Source organism: Microbispora sp. H10949, from assembly GCF_014161435.1.
In the GTDB taxonomy this organism is placed as follows: domain Bacteria; phylum Actinomycetota; class Actinomycetes; order Streptosporangiales; family Streptosporangiaceae; genus Microbispora; species Microbispora triticiradicis.
Genome location: NZ_JABBWZ010000002.1, coordinates 269,228 through 289,738, shown reverse-complemented (window position 1 = coordinate 289,738; position 20,511 = coordinate 269,228). Strand labels below are relative to the sequence as shown.

The window sequence follows — 20,511 nt, the reverse complement described above, 5'->3', positions numbered from 1 at the left end:
GCTCAGCGGAACACGAGGTCCACGAGCCGGGCGGCGGCGTGCCCGTCGATCGCGGGACGGTACCTGCGGAGGAACGCGCCGAGCGCGTCCCGGTGCTTGTCGGCGATCTCGTCCAGGCGGGTGAGCGCCTCGGCCACCTCGTCGGCGCCGCGCAGCGTCGGGCCCGGCGCCTCCGGATGGAGGCACAGGTCGTGTGGCGCGCCGGGGTGGAGGAGCATCGGACGCCCCGTGACCGCGAACTCGACCATCGCCGCGACGTCCCCGGTCACCAGGACGTCGGCGGCGAGGAACAACTCCTGCGGATCCGGATGGCCGGTGACGTCCACGACACCGGCTGCCTCTCCCCACGACCCCCGTCCGGGATCGGTGGCCCCACCGGAGGACCCGATGGGAGAGCCACCTGAGGAGCGCGCGTGAGAACGGGCGAAGGGCCGGGCGTCGGCCGGCGACGGCCCGCGGACCAGCAGTACGCAGTCGTCCGGAAGGGCGGCGGCGAGGCGGGCGTGGTCGAGCGCGACGTGCTCCCCCGGCACGTACAGCACGGCCGTACGGCCCTCCCGCAGGCCGAGACGGCACCGCACCTCGGCGGCGCGTTCGCGGGCGCCGGGGCCGGCCAGCAGGTCGTCACCCGGCAGGCCGGTCTCCAGGACCTCCCCCTCGAAGCCGGACGTCCGCCGCAGCCACGGCGTCCACCAGGGACCCGGGCTGACGAGGTAGGTCCACTGGTCCGCCCCGAAGTCACCTGCGGGGCCGTCCTCCGCACCGGGCGGCCATCCGGTCGCGTGGGCGACGCCGTCCCCCCGAGTAGCCACGGAGTCGTCGGCACAGGCCCTCCGTCCGGAGCCCGCGACGCCGTCCCCGGCGTCGGCCGCGCAACTCACGGCGCCGAGCGGTCGCTCGGCGGGGGGCGCGGCGGCGGGCGTGGCGAGAGCGAGGGTGGTCACCGGGCCCTGCCAGGTCTGGATCACCACCTGACCCGGCCTGCGCTCGAACCAGGCGGGCAGCGGCGCGTCGGTGACGATGTAGCGGCATCGGGCGAGGGCCTCGTAGTGCTCCCGTCCCAGCGTCCGCACCGGTTCGACGTCGTCCGGGAGGGCGACCTGACCATCCCGCACGCTCCACAGCAACGGCAGGTCCGTCCCGCGCCGCCGCAGTTCCTCGCAGACCGCCCTCGGGCTGCCGCCGAAACGCGTGCCGCCTCCCCCCTCGAACAGGACGGCCTCCCGCAGCGGCCGTCCCCGCATCTGCGGGTACGTCCGCGTGCGCAGCGTCCGCTGGGCCTTCTTTCCCCGCTCGTCGGCGGTCAGGTCGCCGCTGACCGTCAGCACGGCACGACCCGGACCCGGCACGACGATCCCGAACGTACGCCGGGCCGTCTGGTGGATCGCCGGCACGTCGGTGTCGAACTCCAGGGGCAGGTCCACCGGCTCGGCCCGCTCGATCGGCCCCAGAGGCTCTCCAGGCACTGTCGGTTCCAGGGGCGCGATCGGCCTCAGCGGCACGACCGGCACGACCGGCGCAAGTGGCCCCAGCGGCTCCGGCGAACCCGGCCGTCCGGAGGCCCCGGCCGACGCCTGAGGGTCCGGAACCGGGCGGGCGCGGACCGACAGCGCGTACCGCCCGCGTGGCAGCGGCAGCCGCCCGGCCGGGCCGGCGACCTCCTCGGGCGTGAGCCGCGCGCGGAACCGGGTTCCGGAACCCTCGATCGGCAGCGACCACTCGCCGTACCCGGTGAGTACGGGGTCGAGCGCGGTCACCACCAGCGCGGACACCTCGTGCGGCACGGCGAACCCGCCCTCGACGAGCAGTTCGCCCCCTCCTCCTCGCCCGGCGGGCAGCCACTCGGCGAGGTCGGCGTAGGCCGCCATGGGCTGGTCGCGCAGCACCAGGCCGCCGGTCCGGTCACGGAACACGACGATCTCCCGGCCGGCCAGGCCGTACCGGCCGAGGGGCACGTCGTCGGCGACGGTCACCGGCGTCGCCTCACCTCCCGCGGCCCGCACCTCGACCTCCCAGCACGTGTACGGCACGGCGACCTCCGGCGGCACCGCATGGCGGGACGCGGGCAGCAGGTCGCGCAGATCGACCACGGCCTCGAACGTGCGCCGGTCGACGTTCACGGGGTACGTGCGGGGAACGCCTCCGGGGCGCCGGGTGACCTGGAGCACCGGGCACGGGCCGAGGTCGTTGACGACGTGTCCCACCAGCCGCAGGCGGCCGTCGCGTACCTCGCCGGTGACCACCCGAGCGGTCTCCCGTCCGGCTAGCAGGACCAGGTCGCCCGTCTCGCCGAGCAGCGGCGCGACGTAGTGGTCGGGGCCGGCGCTCCGGTAGCCCGCCTCCTCCGCCATGGCCGCGGAGGCGCGCGGATCGGAGAGCCGCCCGCGCCGGACGACGCCCCGGTGGAGGACCCGGAGCTCGACGTGCCACCGTCCGAGCCTGCCGGGCCGGGCGAGCGCCGCGGGGTCGATCGTGATCCGGAAACCGCCCCAGTCCCGTTCCGCGCCCTTCGCCGACACCCGGGCCCTGGTCACGGCGGCCGGGACCCGGATCCGGCGGCCGGTCCGTTCGTGGACGAGCGCGGCGAAGACCTGCTGGTGGATGCGCCGGGTCGGCCGGAGGTACGGCGGAGCCGTGCGGCCCTCGACCACGAGCGCGCCGTCCTCCCACCGGATCGCGTCGATGCGGTGCCGGGGGACGAGTTCGTCCCGGGCCCTGGTGACGGCGGCCGGGATGACGCGCGCGGAGTCGCGCACAGGGTCGCGAGTGAGGGGGACGTTCAGGTGGTAACCGCCCATCCTGCGGACGAGCCGCCGGTCGGGCTCCACCTCCCGGTCCCAGGCGAGGACGTCCAGCAGGTCGGCCAGGCGGCGTTCCCGCACCAGGTGCCACTCCACCCGCCGCAGGGCGGGCAGGTCGTCGAGGACGCACTGCGCCACCTCGTCGAGATAGCGGCCGGCGAGGTCGAGGAAGTGGTGCTGGAAGGCGGGGGACCCCTGGTCGAGCACGTCCAGGAAGTTCGTCAGGTCTGCGTCGAGAACGGCGTGGTCCCAGGCGTGGATGTGCGCGGTGAAGTTGTGCTCGCTGAGGAAACGGCGCACCTCGGTGACGGCGGCGAACCGGCCCTCCAGATGCCCGGCCCGGGTCTTGTCCTGCGTGATCGAAGGAGCGGTCGAAGGAGTCGCCGAGGGGCCGCCGGCCTCGCGCCGCCGCCAGAGGTAGACCGGGGCGGGCAGCACGTCGACCGACCGCGCCAGGAAGTGGGCGCGCAACGCCACCGCGATGTCCTCGTACAGCACGCCCTCGGGAAAGGCGAAGCCGTGAGCGTCCCAGAACGACCGGCGCCAGAGCTTGTTGGTGACCAGCCGGTCGCGCAGCAGCGCGTGCCTGCGCGTGATGTGGGTGGCGTCCGCCGCGTCGGCGAAGACGGGCCGGTGCATGGCCGACTGGCGGGCGCCCCGGCCGTCCAGCCGCAGCACGTTGCCGGTGGCGAGGTCGGACCCGGTCCGCTCAAGGGACGCCAGGAGGTATTCGAGGGCGTGCGCGGGCAGCAGGTCGTCGCTGTCGAGGAACATGAGGTGGTCCCCGGTCGCGTGGCGCACCCCCGTGTTGCGCGCCGCGCCGAGCCCGGCGTTGGCCTGCCGGACCAGCCGGAACCGCGCGTCCCTCGCGGCGAATCCGGCGGCGATGCCGGCGCTGCCGTCGGGCGATCCGTCGTCGACCATGACGACCTCGACGTCCTCCCAGGTCTGCGCGGCGACCGAGGCCAGGCAGGCGGCGAGGTACGGTTCCACGTCGTAGATCGGAACGATCACACTGATGCGGGGCACGGGCGGTCCTTTCGCACGAGGGCGCGCAGGCGCCGGCGCAGCAGGCGGGCGGTGCGGCGCAGCGGCCGTGCCCCGAAACGACGGGCCCCGAAACGACGGCCCCCGAGACGACCGGCCCAGGACCCTTCGGACGCCGAACGACCGGACCCCGAACCGCCCGACTTCGAACGACCGGACCCGGAACGGCCGGACCCGGAACGGCGGAGCCCGAGACGACCGGCCCAGGAACCTTCGGACCCCGGACGACCGGACCCGGAAGGGCCCGCCCCGGAACGGCCGGAACTGCCCCCGGCACCCGGCGAGGCACCGGAACCACCCGTCCAGGCGCGGCCCGGACCAGGTGGGGCGGTGCCCCCGGCCTTCCCCGTGCTCCCGGCACCACCGGCGCCATCGACGCTCCCCGCACTCGCCGCGCTCTCCGCGGGAAGGAGCCCCCACTTGTCGCCGGCGTCCCACACCGTGCCGAACATCTCGTGAATGAGGTCGTCGAGGTCGTCTCCCGGCCGGGCGCAGCGGCGGGCGCGGGTGACGGCGGCCGTGCGCTCCAGCCGGGCGTGGACGACCTCGCCGTCCTCCCGTTCGTCCAGGGCGAGGGAGACGATCCCTAGCCGCTGCCGGTCGGCGTGCTTGACGACCGCCCCGATGGTGCCGCGCGACGGGACCCAGCCCGGCGGGCAGTGGAAGCGGAACGGCACCGGGAAGCAGTCGTCCGGCACGGTCTCCCGGAACCGGACCCGGGGCTCGCCCTCGTAGCAGGCCAGCATCAGGCGCAGGTCGAGCGACGGATCCCCGAGCGGGTCCCGCCGCCCGCCGCGGAGCCGGCCCCACGGCCCGGTCACGGTCACCCGCACGTCCGGCAGACGCCCCGCGAGCACGCCGTCGACCGTCGCCCTGACCTCCTCGAACGAGGCGTCCTCCGCGTCGACCACGACCTCGACGTACGGCACGAGGTAGGTGCGGTGGGGATGCCTGCGCAGCCAGCGGAAGACGGGCACGCGTTCGGCCAGGTAGGGCCAGTTGTGCCGCTTCACCTCCGGCTCGCGGCGCATCACCGTCGAGCGGCCGAGGTGCCAGCACCGGGCCCGGCGGTCGGGCACGAAGACGGCCCCCGCCTGGGCGAGCCGGTAGCCCAGTTCGGTGTCCTCCCCGAGGACGAGCGACGCGTCCAGACCCCCGGCGGCCCGCAGCAGCGCCGCGGGCAGCGACGCCGTGGCCCCGACCATGACGGAGAACGCGGTGAAGCCCGCCGCGCGCAGGTCGTCGGTCTGGTCCCAGCGCCCCTCGGTCCACTGCGGGGTGGTGTCCTCCTCGGCGAACAGCTTGTCCACCGTGCCCGCCTCGACGGCGGCGAGCACCTCGCTCGCCGGGATCTCGTCCAGGCCCGGCACGAACCTCAGGTGCCCGAGCACGACCAGGTGGTCCGCGAGGTGGTGCCAGCGCATCTGGGCCTCGACGTGCTCGGGGAACAGCACGAGGTCGGCGTCGAGATAGAGGATCACCTGGCCCTCGGCCGCCTCCGCCCCAGCCGCGCAGGCGCTCGCCCTCCCCCACGCCCCGTCGCGCGGGCGGACCACCCGCAGCCGCTCCGGCACGGGCCCTGCGGAGGACACCGGCCAGGCGGAGGACACGGGCCAGGCGTCGGGCGAGGGCCCAGCGCAGGGCGCGGTGGAGGGGCGGCCGGTGGACGAGGCAGTGGACGAGACGGAGGGCGGCGGCGCGGGCCGCTCGCCGTCGTCCACCACCACGACCTCCGTCAGGTGGGCCGGGTAGGTCTGCCGGGCCAGGCTCGCCAGGGTCAGCGGCAGCGTGTGCTCCGCGCGGTGGGCGGGGATGACCACGCTCACCGTGAGCGTGGGGGTCCACTCCCCCGGCGCGGGCGGCTGCCCGAGCACCCCGTAGTCGTTGAGCGGGATGCGCACGCCCCCCGTCACGTCCTCACCTCCGCCCGCCATTGGGCACCGTCCTTCATCAGTCCGTTGAAGACCAGCCCGCGCCACTGCTCCTGGTAGGACGCGAGGAACGACTGCACCGGCTGGCGCCAGGTGTGGCCGTACGCGCTGCGGCGGCGCAGCACGTAGCCGAACCCGTGGGTGCGGTAGATGCGGCCGCCCGCCGCCTCGACGGCCTGCAGAAGCTGGCCGTCGACCGTCCTCGGCAGCGGCCGGAAGCCGCCGGCCGCCTCGAACGCGGCCCGGGTGACCAGCATCGTCCCCCCGGCCACCAGCGGCGCGAAGCGCTCGGTGCCGATGCACCGCCTGATCGTCACGTCGAGTTGCTCCAGGTAGACGAACTCCGCGGCCGACCCGACCAGGTCGGCGCCGCTGTAGAGCCGGGCGAGCAGGAGATCGGCGAGGTGGTCGGGGCCGTACCAGTCGTCGTCGTCCACCTTCGCGAGGTACGACCCGGACGCGGCGGCCGCCATCCGGTTCAGGACCTCGCCGAACGGTGTCGTCGCGGGCGCCTCGATCACGGTGACCGGCAGCGGCGTACGGGGAAGCGGCGCCTCCCGCGCGGTGAAGCCGTGGAGCCCCACGATCAGTTCGGCCGTCACGCCGCGCTGGCGCTCCATCTGCTCGAACGCGAACGGGAGCATCTCCGGGCGGCGGGTGCAGAGCAGGATCGACACCCGTGGTGCCGGCGGCACGGACAGGCCGGCGTCCGCGGCGAGCCGCCGCCAGCATGCGACCGAGCCGTGCTCGCGCAGCGCGGTCCTGCGCAGCCGGATGCTGATCTCCTCCCGGCGCAGGTCGGACGCGAGCGCCTCGGGGGTCACGGCGGCGAGGGCGGCGGTGAGCGGAGGGCCCAGCGCCTCGTCACGCGCCGGGTCGGGCTCGGCGAGCACCGGGATCCCGGCGGCCGCCAGCGCGGCCACGACGCGCGCCACGACCGGTGCGGGCCCGGCGGACGCGGGCCCGGCAGAGGCCGGCACCGCGACCCCCCGGACGTCGCGCAGGCGGGCGACGTCCACGTCCGTGACGCGCCCGCCGGGCGGCAGCCGTACGAGAGTGGTGGGGCCGCAGGTGACGGCGAACCCGTCCCGGTGCGGCGTGAGCTCCGCGACTCCCTCCTCGGGGTGCGGCCGGAACCCGATCGGGTTGACGACGGCCTCGTCCACCGGCGGGACGCGGGAGGCGCCGACGCGCACCAGCACATCGCAGCCGGGGGCGTCGCGGCGGTCCGGCACCGGGCCGTCGGCGGGCGCGAGGGTGGCGTTGGCGTCGCCGGGCCGCCAGTCGGCCGCGCCCGCGCCCGCCAGCCCGGCCACGGGCGTGGTGGTCCCGGCCGCGCCGAAGAGGCCGTACGCGACGTGGGCCAGGATCTCCCCGGCGGCGACGGGCTCGGAGAAGGCGGCCTCCAGGTGCCAGCCGCGCCCGCGGCGGGCGACCCGCAGCCCGGTCAGCAGGCGCCAGCAGGGGGCCTGCCCGGCGGCCGGCAGCGGCCGGCCCGCCCAGGGCGGCACGTCCGCGACGGCGATCCGCACGCGCGGCGCCCGCGGCAGCAGGACCCGCAGCGGCACGGCCCTGCGCAGGTCGGCCGGGGACCGTGCCGCGAGCACCACGCACCCCGTCTCCCGCACGGGCCCGGTCTCCGGCACGGACACCGTCCCCCGCACGGACGCTGGCCCCCGCACGGACGCCGTCTGCTGGGAGGGCGCGGTCTCCGGCACGGGCACCGTCCCCCGCACGGACGCTGCCTCCCCCAGGGACGCCGTCTCCTGTGCGGGCACGGTCTCCTGCGCGGGCACGGTCTCCTGCGCGGACGCGGGGACGGGAAGGTGCTCCAGCGGCGTCCACGGGCCGGAGAAGCCCTCGACGAGGCGGCCGAGCAGCGACGGACAGGATTCGAACCCGATCCACGTCCCCCACGCCGACCGGGTGGCGGCTCGCCTCACCCGCCCTCCTCACGCTGCGCGGTTCCTCATCCGACCGGCCCAGCATCGCGAACCGCACCCGTGCGGGTGCCGCCTTAGTCCCTTCCTTGGCCGAAGGTTTAATCCTCCCGCCGGGTCCCGGCGCGGGGTTCTCACACGAGACGTAATCGGACTGCAACGGAGGAAGTGGCACGAGACGCGTTACGATGCCGCGTTGTAGATTCCCGAGGAGTACCCCCATGGCCGTACGTCGTCTGATCCCCCTCGCGGTCGCGTGCGCCCTCGCGACGGCCGCCGCCCTCCCCGCCCCCGCCCATGCTCGCGCGGCCCGTGAGCCGTTCTGCGCGACCCACAAGTGCATCGCCCTGACCTTCGACGATGGTCCGGGGCAGTACAACCAGACACTGCTGAAGACCCTCGCCACGTACAAGGCGAAGGCCACGTTCTTCCTGATCGGCTCCGAGGTGAAGAAGCACCCGAAGCTCACCCAGGCCATCGCCAAGGCCGGTCACGAGATCGGCAACCACTCGTGGGACGGCAGGTATCTGACCGAGCTCACGTACGCCGAGATCAACAAGAAGATCGGCGACACCCAGCGGCTGATCACGAAGACGACCGGGAAGGCGCCGGTGGTCTTCCGCGCGCCCGGCGGGCTGCGCAACGGCGGCGTGGAGGAGCTCACCGCCAAGTTCGGGCTCATCCAGATCCCGGGCACGACCGCCACGAAGGACTACATCAAGGACTACCGGAACGTGGACTTCCTCACCTCACGCGCCCTGGAGATCGCCGGGGAGGGCGAGGTCGTCCTGATGCACGAGACGGTCAAAGAGACCGTGGAGTCGATGCCGAAGGTGCTCAAGGAGCTGACCGCGCAGGGCTACCACTTCGTGACCGTGTCCACCCTGCTGGAGGGCGAGGAGCTCATCCCGGGACAGGTATATCCCGACCCGACGCGTGACTCGATGACGATGACCGTCGAGTGAACCGCCGGCCCAGGCGCTGGGCCGGCGACTCCACGAAGCGGTAGGTCAGCCAGCTCAGCGTGAGCGTCCCGGCGAGGTAGCCGAGCGTGATGGCCGCCCGGCCGGGGTCGGTCACCGACTTCAGGTCACCGACGAGCGCGTTGAGATACCTCAGCAGCGGATGGTGCAGCAGGTACACCGAATAGCTGATCAGGCCGAGCCAGGTCAGCACGCCGGGTACGCGTCTGCCGCGCAGCGCCATGCCGATCGCGAACGTCACCCCGGCGAGCACGATCGTGGTGATCCACACGTCGGGCTGCACCCACCACCAGCCGGCCTGCACCGACCACACGGGCGCGGCGGCCACGAGGACCGCCGCGGCCACGACCGGGCCGAGCCCGGCCGTGCCCCGCTCCCAGCGGTACAGCGCGGTCCCCGTGAACATCACCGCGAGGATGGCCGCGCCGAACCACGGCACGAAGCTGCCGAACAGCAGCAGCACGAGCGCCATCAGGCCCAGCGCGTACGCCGCGGCCGTGCGGAACCGGCCGATGATCAGGCAGGCCAGGCCCGCGACGAAGACCACGCAGGCCGCGACGGCCGGCCAGTGACCCGGCAGCAGCGGCGCCGAGAGCACCAGTCCGGCGACGACCGCGACCACCCCGAAGACGATCGCCAGCGCCCCGCTGCGCCGGTGCAACCCGCCCGCGAACAACGCGGTCACCAGCAGGTAGAACACCATCTCGTACGACAGCGTCCACATCGGGTCGGCGACGGCGCCGACGTGGACGACGTCGAGCAGCATGCTCAGGTGCGCCGCCACGGCGGAGGGGTGGCGGGGCACCTCCTGGCGTACCGGCACCCAGATCGCCATGACCAGCACGAGAGCGATCACCAGCAGATAGAGCGGATAGAGGCGGAAGACCCGGCTGATCCAGAACGCGCCCACGTCGCCCCTCTTCTCCAGGGACGCGGGGATGATGTACCCGCTGACCAGGAAGAAGACCAGCACGCCGTACATGCCGAGGCTGAACCAGTAGGGGCGGAGCGACGGCATCACCCAGGGCAGCGCGTGCTCGGCGACCACCGCCATCGCCCCGATCCCGCGCAGCGCGTCCAGCCAGGCCAGCCGACCCGCCCCGGCGGGGCGTTCGGCGGCCTTTTCGGCAGGGCGTTGCGCAGGGTGCAGCGGTGGCGTGGTGCCGGGCCGCGGGGTCTCGCGCTCTGTGGCAGTCACCGCGCCACACTATCCGGCCGCGCCGGATTCACACCGGTTATTACCGGTCACTCCCATTCAATGGTGCCCGGCGGCTTGCTCGTCACGTCGAGCACCACCCGGTTGACCTCCCGCACCTCGTTGGTGATCCGGGTGGAGATGCGGGCCAGTACGTCGTACGGCACCCGCGACCAGTCGGCGGTCATCGCGTCCTCGGAGGTCACCGGGCGCAGCACGACCGGATGGCCGTAGGTGCGGCCGTCGCCCTGTACGCCGACCGAGCGGACGTCGGCCAGCAGTACGACCGGGCACTGCCAGATGTCGCGGTCGAGACCGGCGCGGGTCAGCTCCTCACGGGCGATGGCGTCGGCCTCGCGCAGCAGGTCGAGGCGCTCGCGGGTGACCTCGCCGATGATCCGGATGCCGAGGCCGGGCCCGGGGAACGGCTGTCGCCAGACCATCGCCGGGGGCAGGCCGAGCTCCTCGCCGGCCCGCCGCACCTCGTCCTTGAACAGCGTGCGCAACGGCTCGACCAGCTGGAACTTCAGGTCGTCGGGGAGCCCGCCGACGTTGTGGTGGGACTTGATGTTGGCGGTTCCGGTGCCGCCGCCCGACTCCACGACGTCCGGATAGAGGGTGCCCTGCACGAGGAAGTCCACCGGCCCGTCGGCGATGATCGCGCGGGCCTCGTCCTCGAAGACCCGGATGAACTCCCGGCCGATGATCTTGCGCTTCTCCTCGGGGTCGGTCACGCCCGACAGTGCCTTGAGGAAGCGCTCGGAGGCGTCCACGACCCGCAGTTTGACGCCGGTGGCCTCGACGAAGTCGCGCTCGACCTGCTCGGCCTCGCCCTTGCGCAGCAGGCCGTGGTCGACGAAGACGCAGGTCAGCCGATCACCGATGGCCCGCTGGACGATCGCGGCGGCCACGGCGGAGTCGACGCCGCCCGACAGGCCGCAGACCGCCCGGCCGTCGCCCACCTGGGCGCGCACGGCCTCCACGGCGTCTTCGACGATGTTGAGCATGGTCCACGAGGGGCGGCAGCCGGCCGCCTCCAGGAAGTGCTTGAGCACCTGCTGCCCGTGCTCGGAGTGCAGCACCTCGGGGTGGAACTGCACGCCGTACAGGCCGCGGGAGGGGTCCTCCATCGCGGCGACCGGGGTGGCGGAGGTGGCGGCGGTGACGGTGAACCCGGCCGGAGCGCCGACCACCGAGTCGCCGTGCGACATCCAGACCGTCTGCGCCACGGGCAGCCCGGCGAACAGCAGGCCCTCCCTGAGGACCTCGAGCGAGGTCCCGCCGAACTCGGCGGCGCCGGTCTTGGCGACCTCGCCGCCGAGGGCCCTGGCCATGGCCTGGAAGCCGTAGCAGATGCCGAAGGTCGGCACCCCGGTCTCGAACAGGCCGTCCGGCACGGGCGGGGCGCCCTCGGCGTACACCGACGATGGGCCGCCGGACAGGATGATCGCCTTGGGCTTCCTCTCCAGCATCTCGGAGACCGGCATCGTCGAAGGGACGATCTCGGAGTAGACGTGGCACTCACGCACCCGTCGCGCGATCAGCTGCGCGTACTGCGCGCCGAAGTCCACGACGAGGACGGTGTCGAAGTCGGACACTGGAAGGGACCCCCAAGAAGGCTGCGAGGCGGTGACGCCAGTCTATCGGCGCGGTGACGCGCCCCGCCCGCGCCCGCCCCGCCCGCGCTCACCCCTCCCACGCCCGCCGTCCGCGCCGGGGGGTACGCCGTCCCCGGCAGGCGGCGGCATCCGGCCGCGGAGAGGTGGGTCAGGACGTGCCGTCGCGCGGGACCTCGCCGCCCTGGGTGACGCCGCCGTGGGTGACGCCAGCGATCGGCAGGCGGAGGGCGCCCGGCGCGGCGGCGGGCACCACCGGCCTGACCGGCCGCACCGGCGCGACCCGCCGGTACGGCGAGCCGGGGGCGGGACGCGGGTCGGGCTCGCCCTTGTTGGGCCACAGCGCCATCGCCCGCTCGGCCTGGGCGGTGATCGTCAGCGAGGGGTTCACGCCGAGGTTGGCCGAGACGGCCGAGCCGTCCACGACGTGCAGGCCCTCGTACCCGTAGACGCGGTGGTAGGGGTCGACGACCCCGGTCTCGGGCGAGTCGCCGATCGCGCAGCCGCCGAGGAAGTGCGCGGTCGCCGGGATGTCGAAGAGGTCGAGCCAGGAGCCGCCCGGCAGGCCGCCGATCTCCTCGGCCGCGAGGCGCACGGCCCGGTGCCCCGCGGGAATCCAGGTGGGGTTGGGCTCGCCGTGGCCCGGACCCGCCCTGAGCCTGCCGCCCCTGAGCGAGAGCGTGATCGAGTTGTCCTTGGCCTGCATCACCAGGGCGATCACCGCGCGCTCCGACCACCTGCGGTGGTTGAACAGCCGGAGCAGCAGGTGCGGGCGGCGCAGCGCCGCCCCGAGGAACCCCAGCCAGCGTGGGGCCCGGCCGCCGCCGTCGACCAGCAGCGTGCGCAGCAGGCCCATCGCGTTGGAGCCGTCGCCGTACCGGACCGGCTCGATGTGCGTCTCGGCGTCGGGGTGGATCGAGGAGGTGATCGCCACGCCCCGGTTGAGCTTCACACCCTTGGTGTCCGGCCGCTCGAACCCGAGCAGGGCCTCGGAGTTCGTCCTGGTCAGCGCGCCGAGCCGGGGGGAGATACGCGGCAGCGTGGTCGCCCTGAGCCGGTGCAGCAGGTGCTGGGTGCCGTACGTCCCGGCGGCGAAGACCACCTGCGCGGCGGTCAGGGTACGGGTGCGCCCGAACGGGCCGGTTCGCCGCACCGTGATCGCGTAGCCGCCCTCGATCGGGCGCACGCCGGTCACCGTGGTCTCCGGGTGGACCCTCGCCCCGGCCTTCTCGGCCAGGTGGAGGTAGTTCTTGGTCAGCATGTTCTTGGCGCCGTGGCGGCAGCCGGTCATGCACTCGCCGCACTCGACGCAGCCGCGGCGGCGCGGTCCCACGCCGCCGAAGTAGGGATCGTCGACCTCGGCCCCGGGCTCGCCGAAGAACACCCCGACGGGGGCGAGGCGGAAGGTGTGGCCGACGCCCATCCGCTCGGCGACCTTCCGCATGACCTCGTCGGCGGCGGTGACGGTCGGGTTCTCCACCACGCCGAGCATCCGCCTGGCCTGGTCGTAGTACGGCCCGAGCTCGGCCTTCCAGTCGGTGATGTGCGCCCACTGGGGATCGCGGAAGAACGGATCGAGCGGCTGGTAGAGGGTGTTGGCGTAGACGAGCGAGCCGCCGCCGACCCCGGCGCCGGCCAGCACCATCACGCCGTTCGTCCCGCGCAGGACGTGGATGCGCTGGATGCCCCTGAGCCCGAGCGCGGGAGCCCACAGGAAGTCCCTGACCCGCCAGGAGGTCTTCGGCAGGGTCGTCTCGTCGAACCTCCGGCCGGCTTCCAGGACGCCGACCGTGTAGCCCTTCTCGCTGAGCCGCAGCGCGGCCACGCTCCCGCCGAACCCCGACCCGATCACCGCCACGTCGTAGTCCAACGCCCTGCCCTTTCTCACTTGAGGTGCAGGCGCTTCATGGTCTTGAGCAACCCGGCGAGCGTGTCGGCGTACCTCTCGTAGGTCATGCCGAGGATCGGCTCGAAGCCCAGCCAGGTGGCCTGGCTGGCCACCGTCTGCACCTCGGTGTACTTCAGCAGGCCCTCCGAGCCGTGGCGGCGGCCGAGGCCGGACGACTTCATCCCGCCCATAGGCGCGTCGTAGGACGCGTACGCCGAGGCGTACCCCTCGTTGATGTTGACGGTGCCCGCCTTGATCCGGGCCGCGAGCCGGCGGCCCCGCGCGACGTCCCCGGTCCAGATCGACGCGTTCAGCCCGTACGCCGTGTCGTTGGCCGCGTGGACCGCCTCGTCCTCGTCCCTGAAGCGGTAGAGCGACACGACCGGCCCGAACGTCTCGTCCCGGCAGACGGCCATGTCCTCGGTGACGCCCTCCAGGATCGTCGGCTCGTAGAACAGCGGGCCGAGGTCGGGGCGGGGCCGGCCGCCGGTCAGCACGGTCGCGCCCTTGGCGACCGCGTCGGCGACGTGCGCGGAGACCGCGTCGACCTGCCGCCGGTGGGTGAGCGAGCCCATCTGGACGTCCCAGTCGAGACCGGCGCCGATCTTCATGTTCTCCGCCGCCCGAACGAACTTGTCGCGGAAGGGGTCGGCGACCGACTCGTGCACGTACAGCCGCTCCATGGCGATACAGAGCTGCCCGGCGTTGGTGAAGCAGGCCCTGATCGCACCCTGGGCGGCCACGTCGAGGTCGGCGTCGTCCAGCACGACCATCGGGTTCTTGCCGCCGAGCTCCAGCGAGCAGCCGATCAGCCGCCTGGCCGCCTCCTCGGCGATCCTGCGCCCGCCGCGCGTGGAGCCGGTGAACGCGACGTAGTCCGCGCCGTCCAGCAGCGGATCGCCGACGTCCTCCGGGTCGCCCAGCACGACCTGCCAGATGTCGCGCGGCATGCCCAGCTCGGCCAGCAGGTCGATGGTCCACAGCGCGGACAGCGGCGTCTGCGTGTCCGGCTTGTGGACGACGGCGTTGCCCGCGATCAGCGCGGGCACCACGTCGGTCACCCCCAGGGCCAGGGGATAGTTCCACGGGCTGATCACCGCGACCACGCCCTTGGGGTGACGCAGCTCGGCCGCCCGCGTGGCGATCGGGAAGATGCCCTGCCTGCCCTGCGGCTCCAGCAGGCCGGGGGCGCGCCGTGCGAAGTAGAGCGCGCAGCCCGCCACGTCGAGGAGCTCCTCGTACGCGTGCCGGCGCGCCTTCCCGGTCTCCCACTGCACGACGTCGAGCAGCTCACTGCGGCGGTCGAGTATCGCGTCGTGCAGCCGCAGGAAGGGCTTGATCCGCTCACGGACCGGCAGCGCCGCCCACGCCTCCTGCGCCGCCCGGGCCCTGTCGTACGCCGCGCGGACGTCCTCGGGCGCCGAGATCGGGACCTCGGCGAGGAGCTCGCCGGTGAAGGGCGCGAAGATCTCCCGCGTCTTACCCTCGGAGGAGACGTGTGTGAGAATCCGCTCGACCATGGCCGCGTCGAGCAGCCGATTCATGGCACCCATGCCGGAAGAATATTCCGGAGGACCGCCTCTGGCTACCGGTAGGTAATGACCCGCACGCTGCGGCGGAGGTCCGGCGCCCGGATCCGTCCGTACGATCACCCGCCCGTCGGCCGGCGGGTGATCGCGGAAGATTCGTGCGGGATTCAGGCGTCCAGCACCTCGCGGAGCCGCTCGCCGAACTCGGCGGGGTGGGTGCTGAGGCCGGTGTGCCCGCCGGGGAAGTGGACGAGCGGCGTGCCGAACCGCTCGGCCAGGAAGGCGGCGGGACGGTAGGGAAGCTCGCCGGCCGAGTCCGCCCCGGCCGCGAGCACGAGCCGGTCGGACAGGGCCTCCAGGCGGTCCACGTCCGGGGTGTAGGCCATGAAGCTCGGCACGATACGCCCGAGGAAGTAGGGCATGTCCGCCATCGTCCGCTCGACCCGGGCCGCCGCCTCAGGTGGCAGCTCGGCGGGCTTCGGGGGGTCGACGGGGGCGTCCACGGCGGCTGTGTCGGGGTCGGCGGAGTCGGCACCGGGCCGCCTGAGACCGGCCGCGAACACCGCGGCCGCGGGCATCAGTCCCTCCCGCTGGAAGGTGTCCCTCACGCGGGCGAGCAGCGCCCGGTGCTCGGCGGCGTCCGGCAGCACCTCCACCACCGGCGGCTCGTGCGCCACCACGCGTCCGACCCGCTCGGGATGGGTGGTCAGCAGGTGCAGCGCGACGATCGCGCCGGAACTGCAGCCGGCCACGCGGGCGGGCGCGTCCGGAGACAGCAGTTCCAGCAGCCGGAACGCGTCGTCGGCGTGCTGCGCGACCCGCTGCTCGGCCTCCGGGTCGTCGAGCGGACTGCGGGACAGGCCGCGCGGGTCGTAGGACACGACCGTGTAGCCGGTGGCCAGGTCGTCGGCGACGCCGTCGAAGGAGGCGGCGCCGCCCGTGCCGCCGGGGATCAGCAGCAGGAGCGGGCCCTCGCCGCGCACCTCGTAGTGCAGGGTGGCCCCGTCCACGCGCAGGTGGCCGATGGTCGGGCTGGTCATACGGGCTCCTTCGTCGCGTCCGGGCCGGTGGCCAGGACGGGGGCCGGTGGCTGGGACGGGAGTGGGTGGTCAGGACGGGGGCCGGTGGTCAGGAGGGGGGCCAGTGCGTCAGAAGGGTGTGCAGGGCGTCGAGACAGCGGACCCAGGAGTCCTCCGCCGGGCGGCTGTGCGCGAACCCGCCCGCGGCCTCAAGGCTGGTGAAGCCGTGGAACGTGCTGCGCATCAGCCGGACCGCGTCGGTCAGGTCGGGTTCGTCCAGCGCGTAGGCCCGCAGCATGCTGTAGGTCAGCTCGACGGCGCGCCGCGGGCCGGAGGCCCGGGCCACGAGCTCGGGATCGATCTGTATCGGGATCTGCGTCGCCGTGTAGCGGCCCGGGTGGTCGCGGGCGTACTCGCGCCAGGCGTTCGCGTACGCCACCAGCGCGTCCTTGCCGGCCCGCCCGGCGATCGCCTCCGCGATGCGGACGGTCTTCTCGTCCGCCGCCAGCAGCGCGATCCGCCCGCGCAGGTCCTCCAGGCTGCGGACGTGCGCGTAGAGGCTGGCGTCCTTCACCCCGAGCCGCCGCGCCACGGCCGACATGGTCACGTGCTCGAGCCCGACCTCGTCCGCCAGTTCGGCGCCGGTGAGCGTCACGCGGTCCGCCGTCAGCCCGGCCCGTGCCATACGCCCGCCACCCTTCTCTTCCTAGCTGATTTCCTAATAGCCCTAGACTATAGCTTGGGGCCCAAGCCGGAGGAAGCGGTTTCGGCCCGTCGAACCGGGGCCGGACGTGATCCGTCTAGGGGACATGAGGACATCGATCCGTACGGCGGGCGTGCTCGCCGCCCTGCTCGCGACGGGAGTCACGGGCTACGCGGGCGGCCGTACGACGCAGGACCCCCCGCCGTCTCCGGTGGACCTGACCGGAAAGGTGCGGCTCGTCTCGTACACGGACTGCGCCGAGATGACGGACGGGCTGCGCCGGGCCGCCGCGCGGAACGTGACGCCCTGGGGCTTCGGCGACGCCATGCTCTTCGCGGCCCGCGAGGACGCGAGCGCGGCGAAGCAGGCGACGCCCGAGCAGTCGTTCTCCACCACCAACACGCACGAGGCGGGCGTGGACGAGCCCGACCTGGTCAAGACCGACGGCGACCGGGTGATCACGGTCACCGGCGGCGTGCTGCGCGTCGTGGACGCACGGACCCGGCGGGTCACCGGGACGCTGCGGCTCGTCGCCGGCGACCAGGCGTGGGCCGAGGCCGATCTGCTGGTCCACGGCGACCGCGCGCTCGTGCTGTTCCAGGGCGGGGTGATCCCGTTCGGGGCGAAGGCCGCGGCCCGGGTCGGTCCCGGCGGCCCGAGGTACGTGCTCGTGGACCTGTCCGGCGAGCCGCGCGTCCTCGCCGCGATGACCGCGCACGGGCAGCACGTCGACGCCCGGCAGTCCGGCTCCATGGTGCGGCTCGTCGTCCGGTCCCAGCCGGAGATCGCCCTTCCGGTGCCGAAGGAGGGCGCGTCGGAGCGGGAGATGCTCGACGCCAACCGCCGGGCCGTGCTGGCCGCCCCCGCCGACGCGTGGCTGCCGTCGTACGAGATCGAGACGGGCGGCGGCGAGACCGGCGGCGCGGGCCGCACCGAGCGGGTCGGCTGTGACCGGATCAGCCACCCCGACAGCTTCACCGGCACCTCGATGCTGACCGTCCACACGATCGACCTGGCCGCCGCCGCGCCGTTCGGTTCGACGTCACCGATCGCGGTCGCGGCCGACGGCGACACGGTGTACGGGACGGCGGGCAGCCTCTACGTCACCAGCAATCCGCAGTGGTGGACGGCCCGCCCGATCGACGTGGTGCCGGTCCCGGAGACCTCAGGGGCGGAAGCCTCGGGGGCCGCTCCCACGCCCACCGCGCCGCCCGAGCGTACGGAGGTGCACCGCTTCGACGTCTCCGGCCCCGGCGCGCCGCGTTACGTCACGTCGGGTTCGGTGCCGGGACGGCTGCTGAACCAGTACTCCCTGTCGGAGTACGAGGGCCGTCTGCGGGTGGCGACGACCAGCGGCGCCGAGGTGTTCGGCGCGAGCCCGAGCACGAGCGAGAGCGGCGTGTACGTGCTCGACGCCGGCACTCTCGCCCCGACCGGCTCGGTGACGGGACTCGGCAGGGGCGAGCGGATCTACTCGGTGCGGTTCATGGACGCTCTCGGCTACGTCGTGACCTTCCGTCAGACCGACCCGCTGTACGCGCTGGACCTGCGGGATCCGGCCGCGCCGAAGGTGACGGGCGAACTCAAGATCACCGGTTTCTCCGCCTATCTCCACCCGGCGGGCGAGGGACGGCTCATCGGCATCGGCCAGGAGGCGAGCGAGGCGGGCCGGGCGCTCGGCACCCAGATCTCGCTGTTCGACGTCGCCGACCCGGCCGCGCCCGCGGTGCTGTCGCGGTTCCACCGGAAGGACTCCGGCTCGGAGGCCGAGTGGGACCCGCACGCCTTCCTCTACTGGCCCGCCACCGGGCTGGCCGTGCTCCCGCTGCAGAGCTGGGCCGGCGGCGAGATCACGGAGACCGCCGCCCTCGCGCTGCGGGTCGGCGACCGGGCGATCACCGAGCTGGGCGTCGTGACCCATCCGAAGCCCGCCGCGAAGAAGGGCTTCGCCCCCGACGGCCAGGGCATCCGCCGTTCCCTCGTCATCGGTGACGACCTGTGGACCCTCTCCGGCGCCGGCCTCAAGGTCAGCGACGCCGCCACCCTGGCCGACCGGGCGTGGGTTCCCTTCTCCTGAGGAAGTCAGGCGGTCCCGGGCGCCTTCGCGAGGTCGCGCGGAGGCGCGACGGGGACGATCTCCGGCGCGCCGAGGCGGATCGCATCGGCCTCCTGGTCGGTGTCCTGCTCCTGGGAGGCCCGCTCCGCCTCGACCCGCTTGGTGTAGTACTCGACCTCCCGCTTGACCTGATCGGCGTCCCAGCCGAGCGGGCCGGCCATGAGCTCGGCGGCCTCCTGGGCGACGGCGGTCCCCCGATGGAAGGTCTCGATCGAGATGCGGGTGCGCCGGGTCAGCGCGTCGTTGAGGTGCCCGGCGCCCTCGTGCGTGGCGGCGTACACGATCTCCGCGCGCAGGTAGTCGTCCGCGCCGTCGAGCGGGCGGCCCAGCGAGGGGTCCTGCTCGACGAGCGCCAGCACCTCGTCGATCAGCGAGCCGTACCGCTCCAGCAGGTGCTCGATCCGGGCCACGTGCAGCCCGGATGACCGCGCCAGGCGGTGGCGGGAGTTCCACAGGGCCTGGTAGCCCTCCGCCCCGGCGAGCGGCACCTGGTCGGTGCACGACGGCGGGACGCGCTGGTCGAGCCCGTGCGCGACCGCGTCCACGGCGTCCGCCGCCATGACGCGGTACGTCGTGAACTTGCCGCCCGCCACCATGACGAGCCCGGCCACGGGGTGGGTGACGACGTGCTCGCGCGAGAGCTTGCTGGTCTCCTCGGACTCCCCGGCCAGCAGCGGGCGCAGCCCGGCGTACACGCCCTCGACGTCGTCCCTGGTCAGCGGCACCGATAGGACCGAGTTGACCCGGTCGAGCAGATAGTCGATGTCCGTGCGGGAGGCAGCCGGGTGGGCCTTGTCGAGCGTCCAGCGGGTGTCGGTGGTCCCGACGATCCAGTGCCGGCCCCACGGGATGACGAACAGCACGGACTTCTCCGTACGCATGATCAGCCCGCTGAGCGAGTGGATGCGGTCGCGCGGCACCACGAGGTGGATTCCCTTGGACGCGCGCACGTGGATCTGCCCCCGGCCGCCGACGAGCTGCTGGATGTCGTCGGTCCAGACGCCGGTGGCGTTGACGACCTGGCGGGCGCGCACGTCGAACTCCGCGCCCGTCTCCAGATCGCACACGCGCACCCCGGTGACCCGCTCCCCCTCGCGCAGGAACCCCACGGCCTGCACCCGCGAGGCGACGTGCGCGCCGTACGTCGCGGCGGTGCGCAGCATCGTCATCACGAAGCGGGCGTCGTCGACCTGGGCGTCCCAGTACTGCACGGCCCCGGTGAACGCCGACCTGCGCAGCGAGGGGGCGACCCGCAGCGCCTGGCGCCGGGTGAGGTGACGGTGGCCGGGCACCCCCCGGGTGAGCCCGAAGGAGAGCCCCAGCGTGTCGTACAGGACGAGCCCGGCACCGATGTACGGCCGCTCCCAGCCCTGGTGCGTGAGCGGGAACAGGAACGGCACCGGCCTGACCAGGTGCGGCGCGATCCGCCTCAGCAGCAGGGACCGTTCCCTCAGTGCCTCTCTGACCAGGTCGAAGTTGAGCTGCTCCAGATAGCGGAGCCCGCCGTGGATCAGTTTGGAGGACCGCGACGACGTGCCGGAGGCGAAGTCGCGCGCCTCCACCAGCCCCACCGAGAGCCCGCGGGTCGCGGCGTCGAGCGCGACGCCCGCCCCGACCACCCCGCCGCCGATCACGACCACGTCGAGTTCCTGCGCCGCCATCCGCGCCAGGGCGGCGGTCCGTTCCTCCGGGCCGAGCCGCCCCGTCCCCATCCTCGCCGTCATAGGGCTCCCTCTGTACGCC

At 73.7% G+C, this 20,511-nt stretch carries 12 protein-coding genes; 2 read left to right on the top strand and 10 right to left on the bottom strand.

Features of this window, described 5'->3' with window-relative positions:
* Nucleotides 1-2: 2 nt before the first annotated feature.
* From HHX40_RS05585 to HHX40_RS05575, 3 genes are read right to left on the bottom strand one after another with little or no spacing between them, the layout of a single operon-like run.
* A complete protein-coding gene (locus tag HHX40_RS05585) occupies nucleotides 3-3,830 on the bottom strand; it encodes a bifunctional glycosyltransferase/CDP-glycerol:glycerophosphate glycerophosphotransferase (protein ID WP_182879658.1) in 3,828 nt (1,275 codons plus the stop codon).
* Nucleotides 3,812-5,761: a glycosyltransferase gene (locus tag HHX40_RS05580; RefSeq protein ID WP_310737954.1), complete on the bottom strand. Its 1,950-nt coding sequence runs from the start codon at nucleotides 5,759-5,761 to the stop codon at nucleotides 3,812-3,814. Before HHX40_RS05580 ends, HHX40_RS05585 begins: the two co-directional genes overlap by 19 nt.
* Nucleotides 5,758-7,722, bottom strand: a complete 1,965-nt coding sequence (locus HHX40_RS05575; RefSeq protein ID WP_182879656.1) for a glycosyl transferase family 2 — start codon at nucleotides 7,720-7,722, stop codon at nucleotides 5,758-5,760. Before HHX40_RS05575 ends, HHX40_RS05580 begins: the two co-directional genes overlap by 4 nt.
* Nucleotides 7,723-7,940: 218 nt before the next feature.
* On the opposite strand from HHX40_RS05575, the gene HHX40_RS05570 reads away from it, so the two are divergent.
* The gene (locus HHX40_RS05570) at nucleotides 7,941-8,684 is read left to right on the top strand and encodes a polysaccharide deacetylase family protein (RefSeq protein ID WP_182879655.1); all 744 of its coding nucleotides are present in this window, start codon (nucleotides 7,941-7,943) and stop codon (nucleotides 8,682-8,684) included.
* On the opposite strand, the gene HHX40_RS05565 is transcribed toward HHX40_RS05570, so the two are convergent.
* From HHX40_RS05565 to HHX40_RS05540, 6 genes are all read right to left on the bottom strand, one after another.
* Nucleotides 8,623-9,900 (bottom strand): acyltransferase, encoded by a 1,278-nt coding sequence (locus tag HHX40_RS05565; protein WP_310737953.1) that lies wholly within the window; start codon nucleotides 9,898-9,900, stop codon nucleotides 8,623-8,625. The two genes, HHX40_RS05570 and HHX40_RS05565, sit on opposite strands and share 62 nt — an antisense overlap.
* Before the next feature lie 47 nt (nucleotides 9,901-9,947).
* Complete coding sequence (gene guaA, locus HHX40_RS05560) at nucleotides 9,948-11,495, bottom strand: glutamine-hydrolyzing GMP synthase (RefSeq protein ID WP_182874051.1); 1,548 nt, start codon at nucleotides 11,493-11,495, stop codon at nucleotides 9,948-9,950.
* A 169-nt stretch (nucleotides 11,496-11,664) separates the two neighbouring features.
* Entirely contained in the window at nucleotides 11,665-13,383 is a 1,719-nt protein-coding gene (locus tag HHX40_RS05555; protein ID WP_182879654.1) for an FAD-dependent oxidoreductase, read from the bottom strand.
* Nucleotides 13,384-13,397: 14 nt separating this feature from the next.
* Complete coding sequence (locus HHX40_RS05550; protein WP_182879653.1) at nucleotides 13,398-14,954, bottom strand: succinic semialdehyde dehydrogenase; 1,557 nt, start codon at nucleotides 14,952-14,954, stop codon at nucleotides 13,398-13,400.
* A 143-nt stretch (nucleotides 14,955-15,097) separates the two neighbouring features.
* Complete coding sequence (locus HHX40_RS05545) at nucleotides 15,098-15,970, bottom strand: alpha/beta fold hydrolase (RefSeq protein ID WP_182879652.1); 873 nt, start codon at nucleotides 15,968-15,970, stop codon at nucleotides 15,098-15,100.
* A gap of 88 nt (nucleotides 15,971-16,058) precedes the next feature.
* Nucleotides 16,059-16,634: a TetR/AcrR family transcriptional regulator gene (locus HHX40_RS05540; RefSeq protein ID WP_182879651.1), complete on the bottom strand. Its 576-nt coding sequence runs from the start codon at nucleotides 16,632-16,634 to the stop codon at nucleotides 16,059-16,061.
* A gap of 124 nt (nucleotides 16,635-16,758) precedes the next feature.
* On the opposite strand from HHX40_RS05540, the gene HHX40_RS05535 reads away from it, so the two are divergent.
* Nucleotides 16,759-18,729, top strand: a complete 1,971-nt coding sequence (locus HHX40_RS05535; RefSeq protein WP_182879650.1) for a beta-propeller domain-containing protein — start codon at nucleotides 16,759-16,761, stop codon at nucleotides 18,727-18,729.
* Nucleotides 18,730-18,734: 5 nt separating this feature from the next.
* On the opposite strand, the gene HHX40_RS05530 is transcribed toward HHX40_RS05535, so the two are convergent.
* Nucleotides 18,735-20,492 carry a glycerol-3-phosphate dehydrogenase/oxidase gene (locus HHX40_RS05530; protein WP_182874057.1) on the bottom strand — a complete coding sequence of 586 codons (1,758 nt, stop codon included), beginning with the start codon at nucleotides 20,490-20,492 and terminating at the stop codon, nucleotides 18,735-18,737.
* Nucleotides 20,493-20,511: the final 19 nt, after the last annotated feature.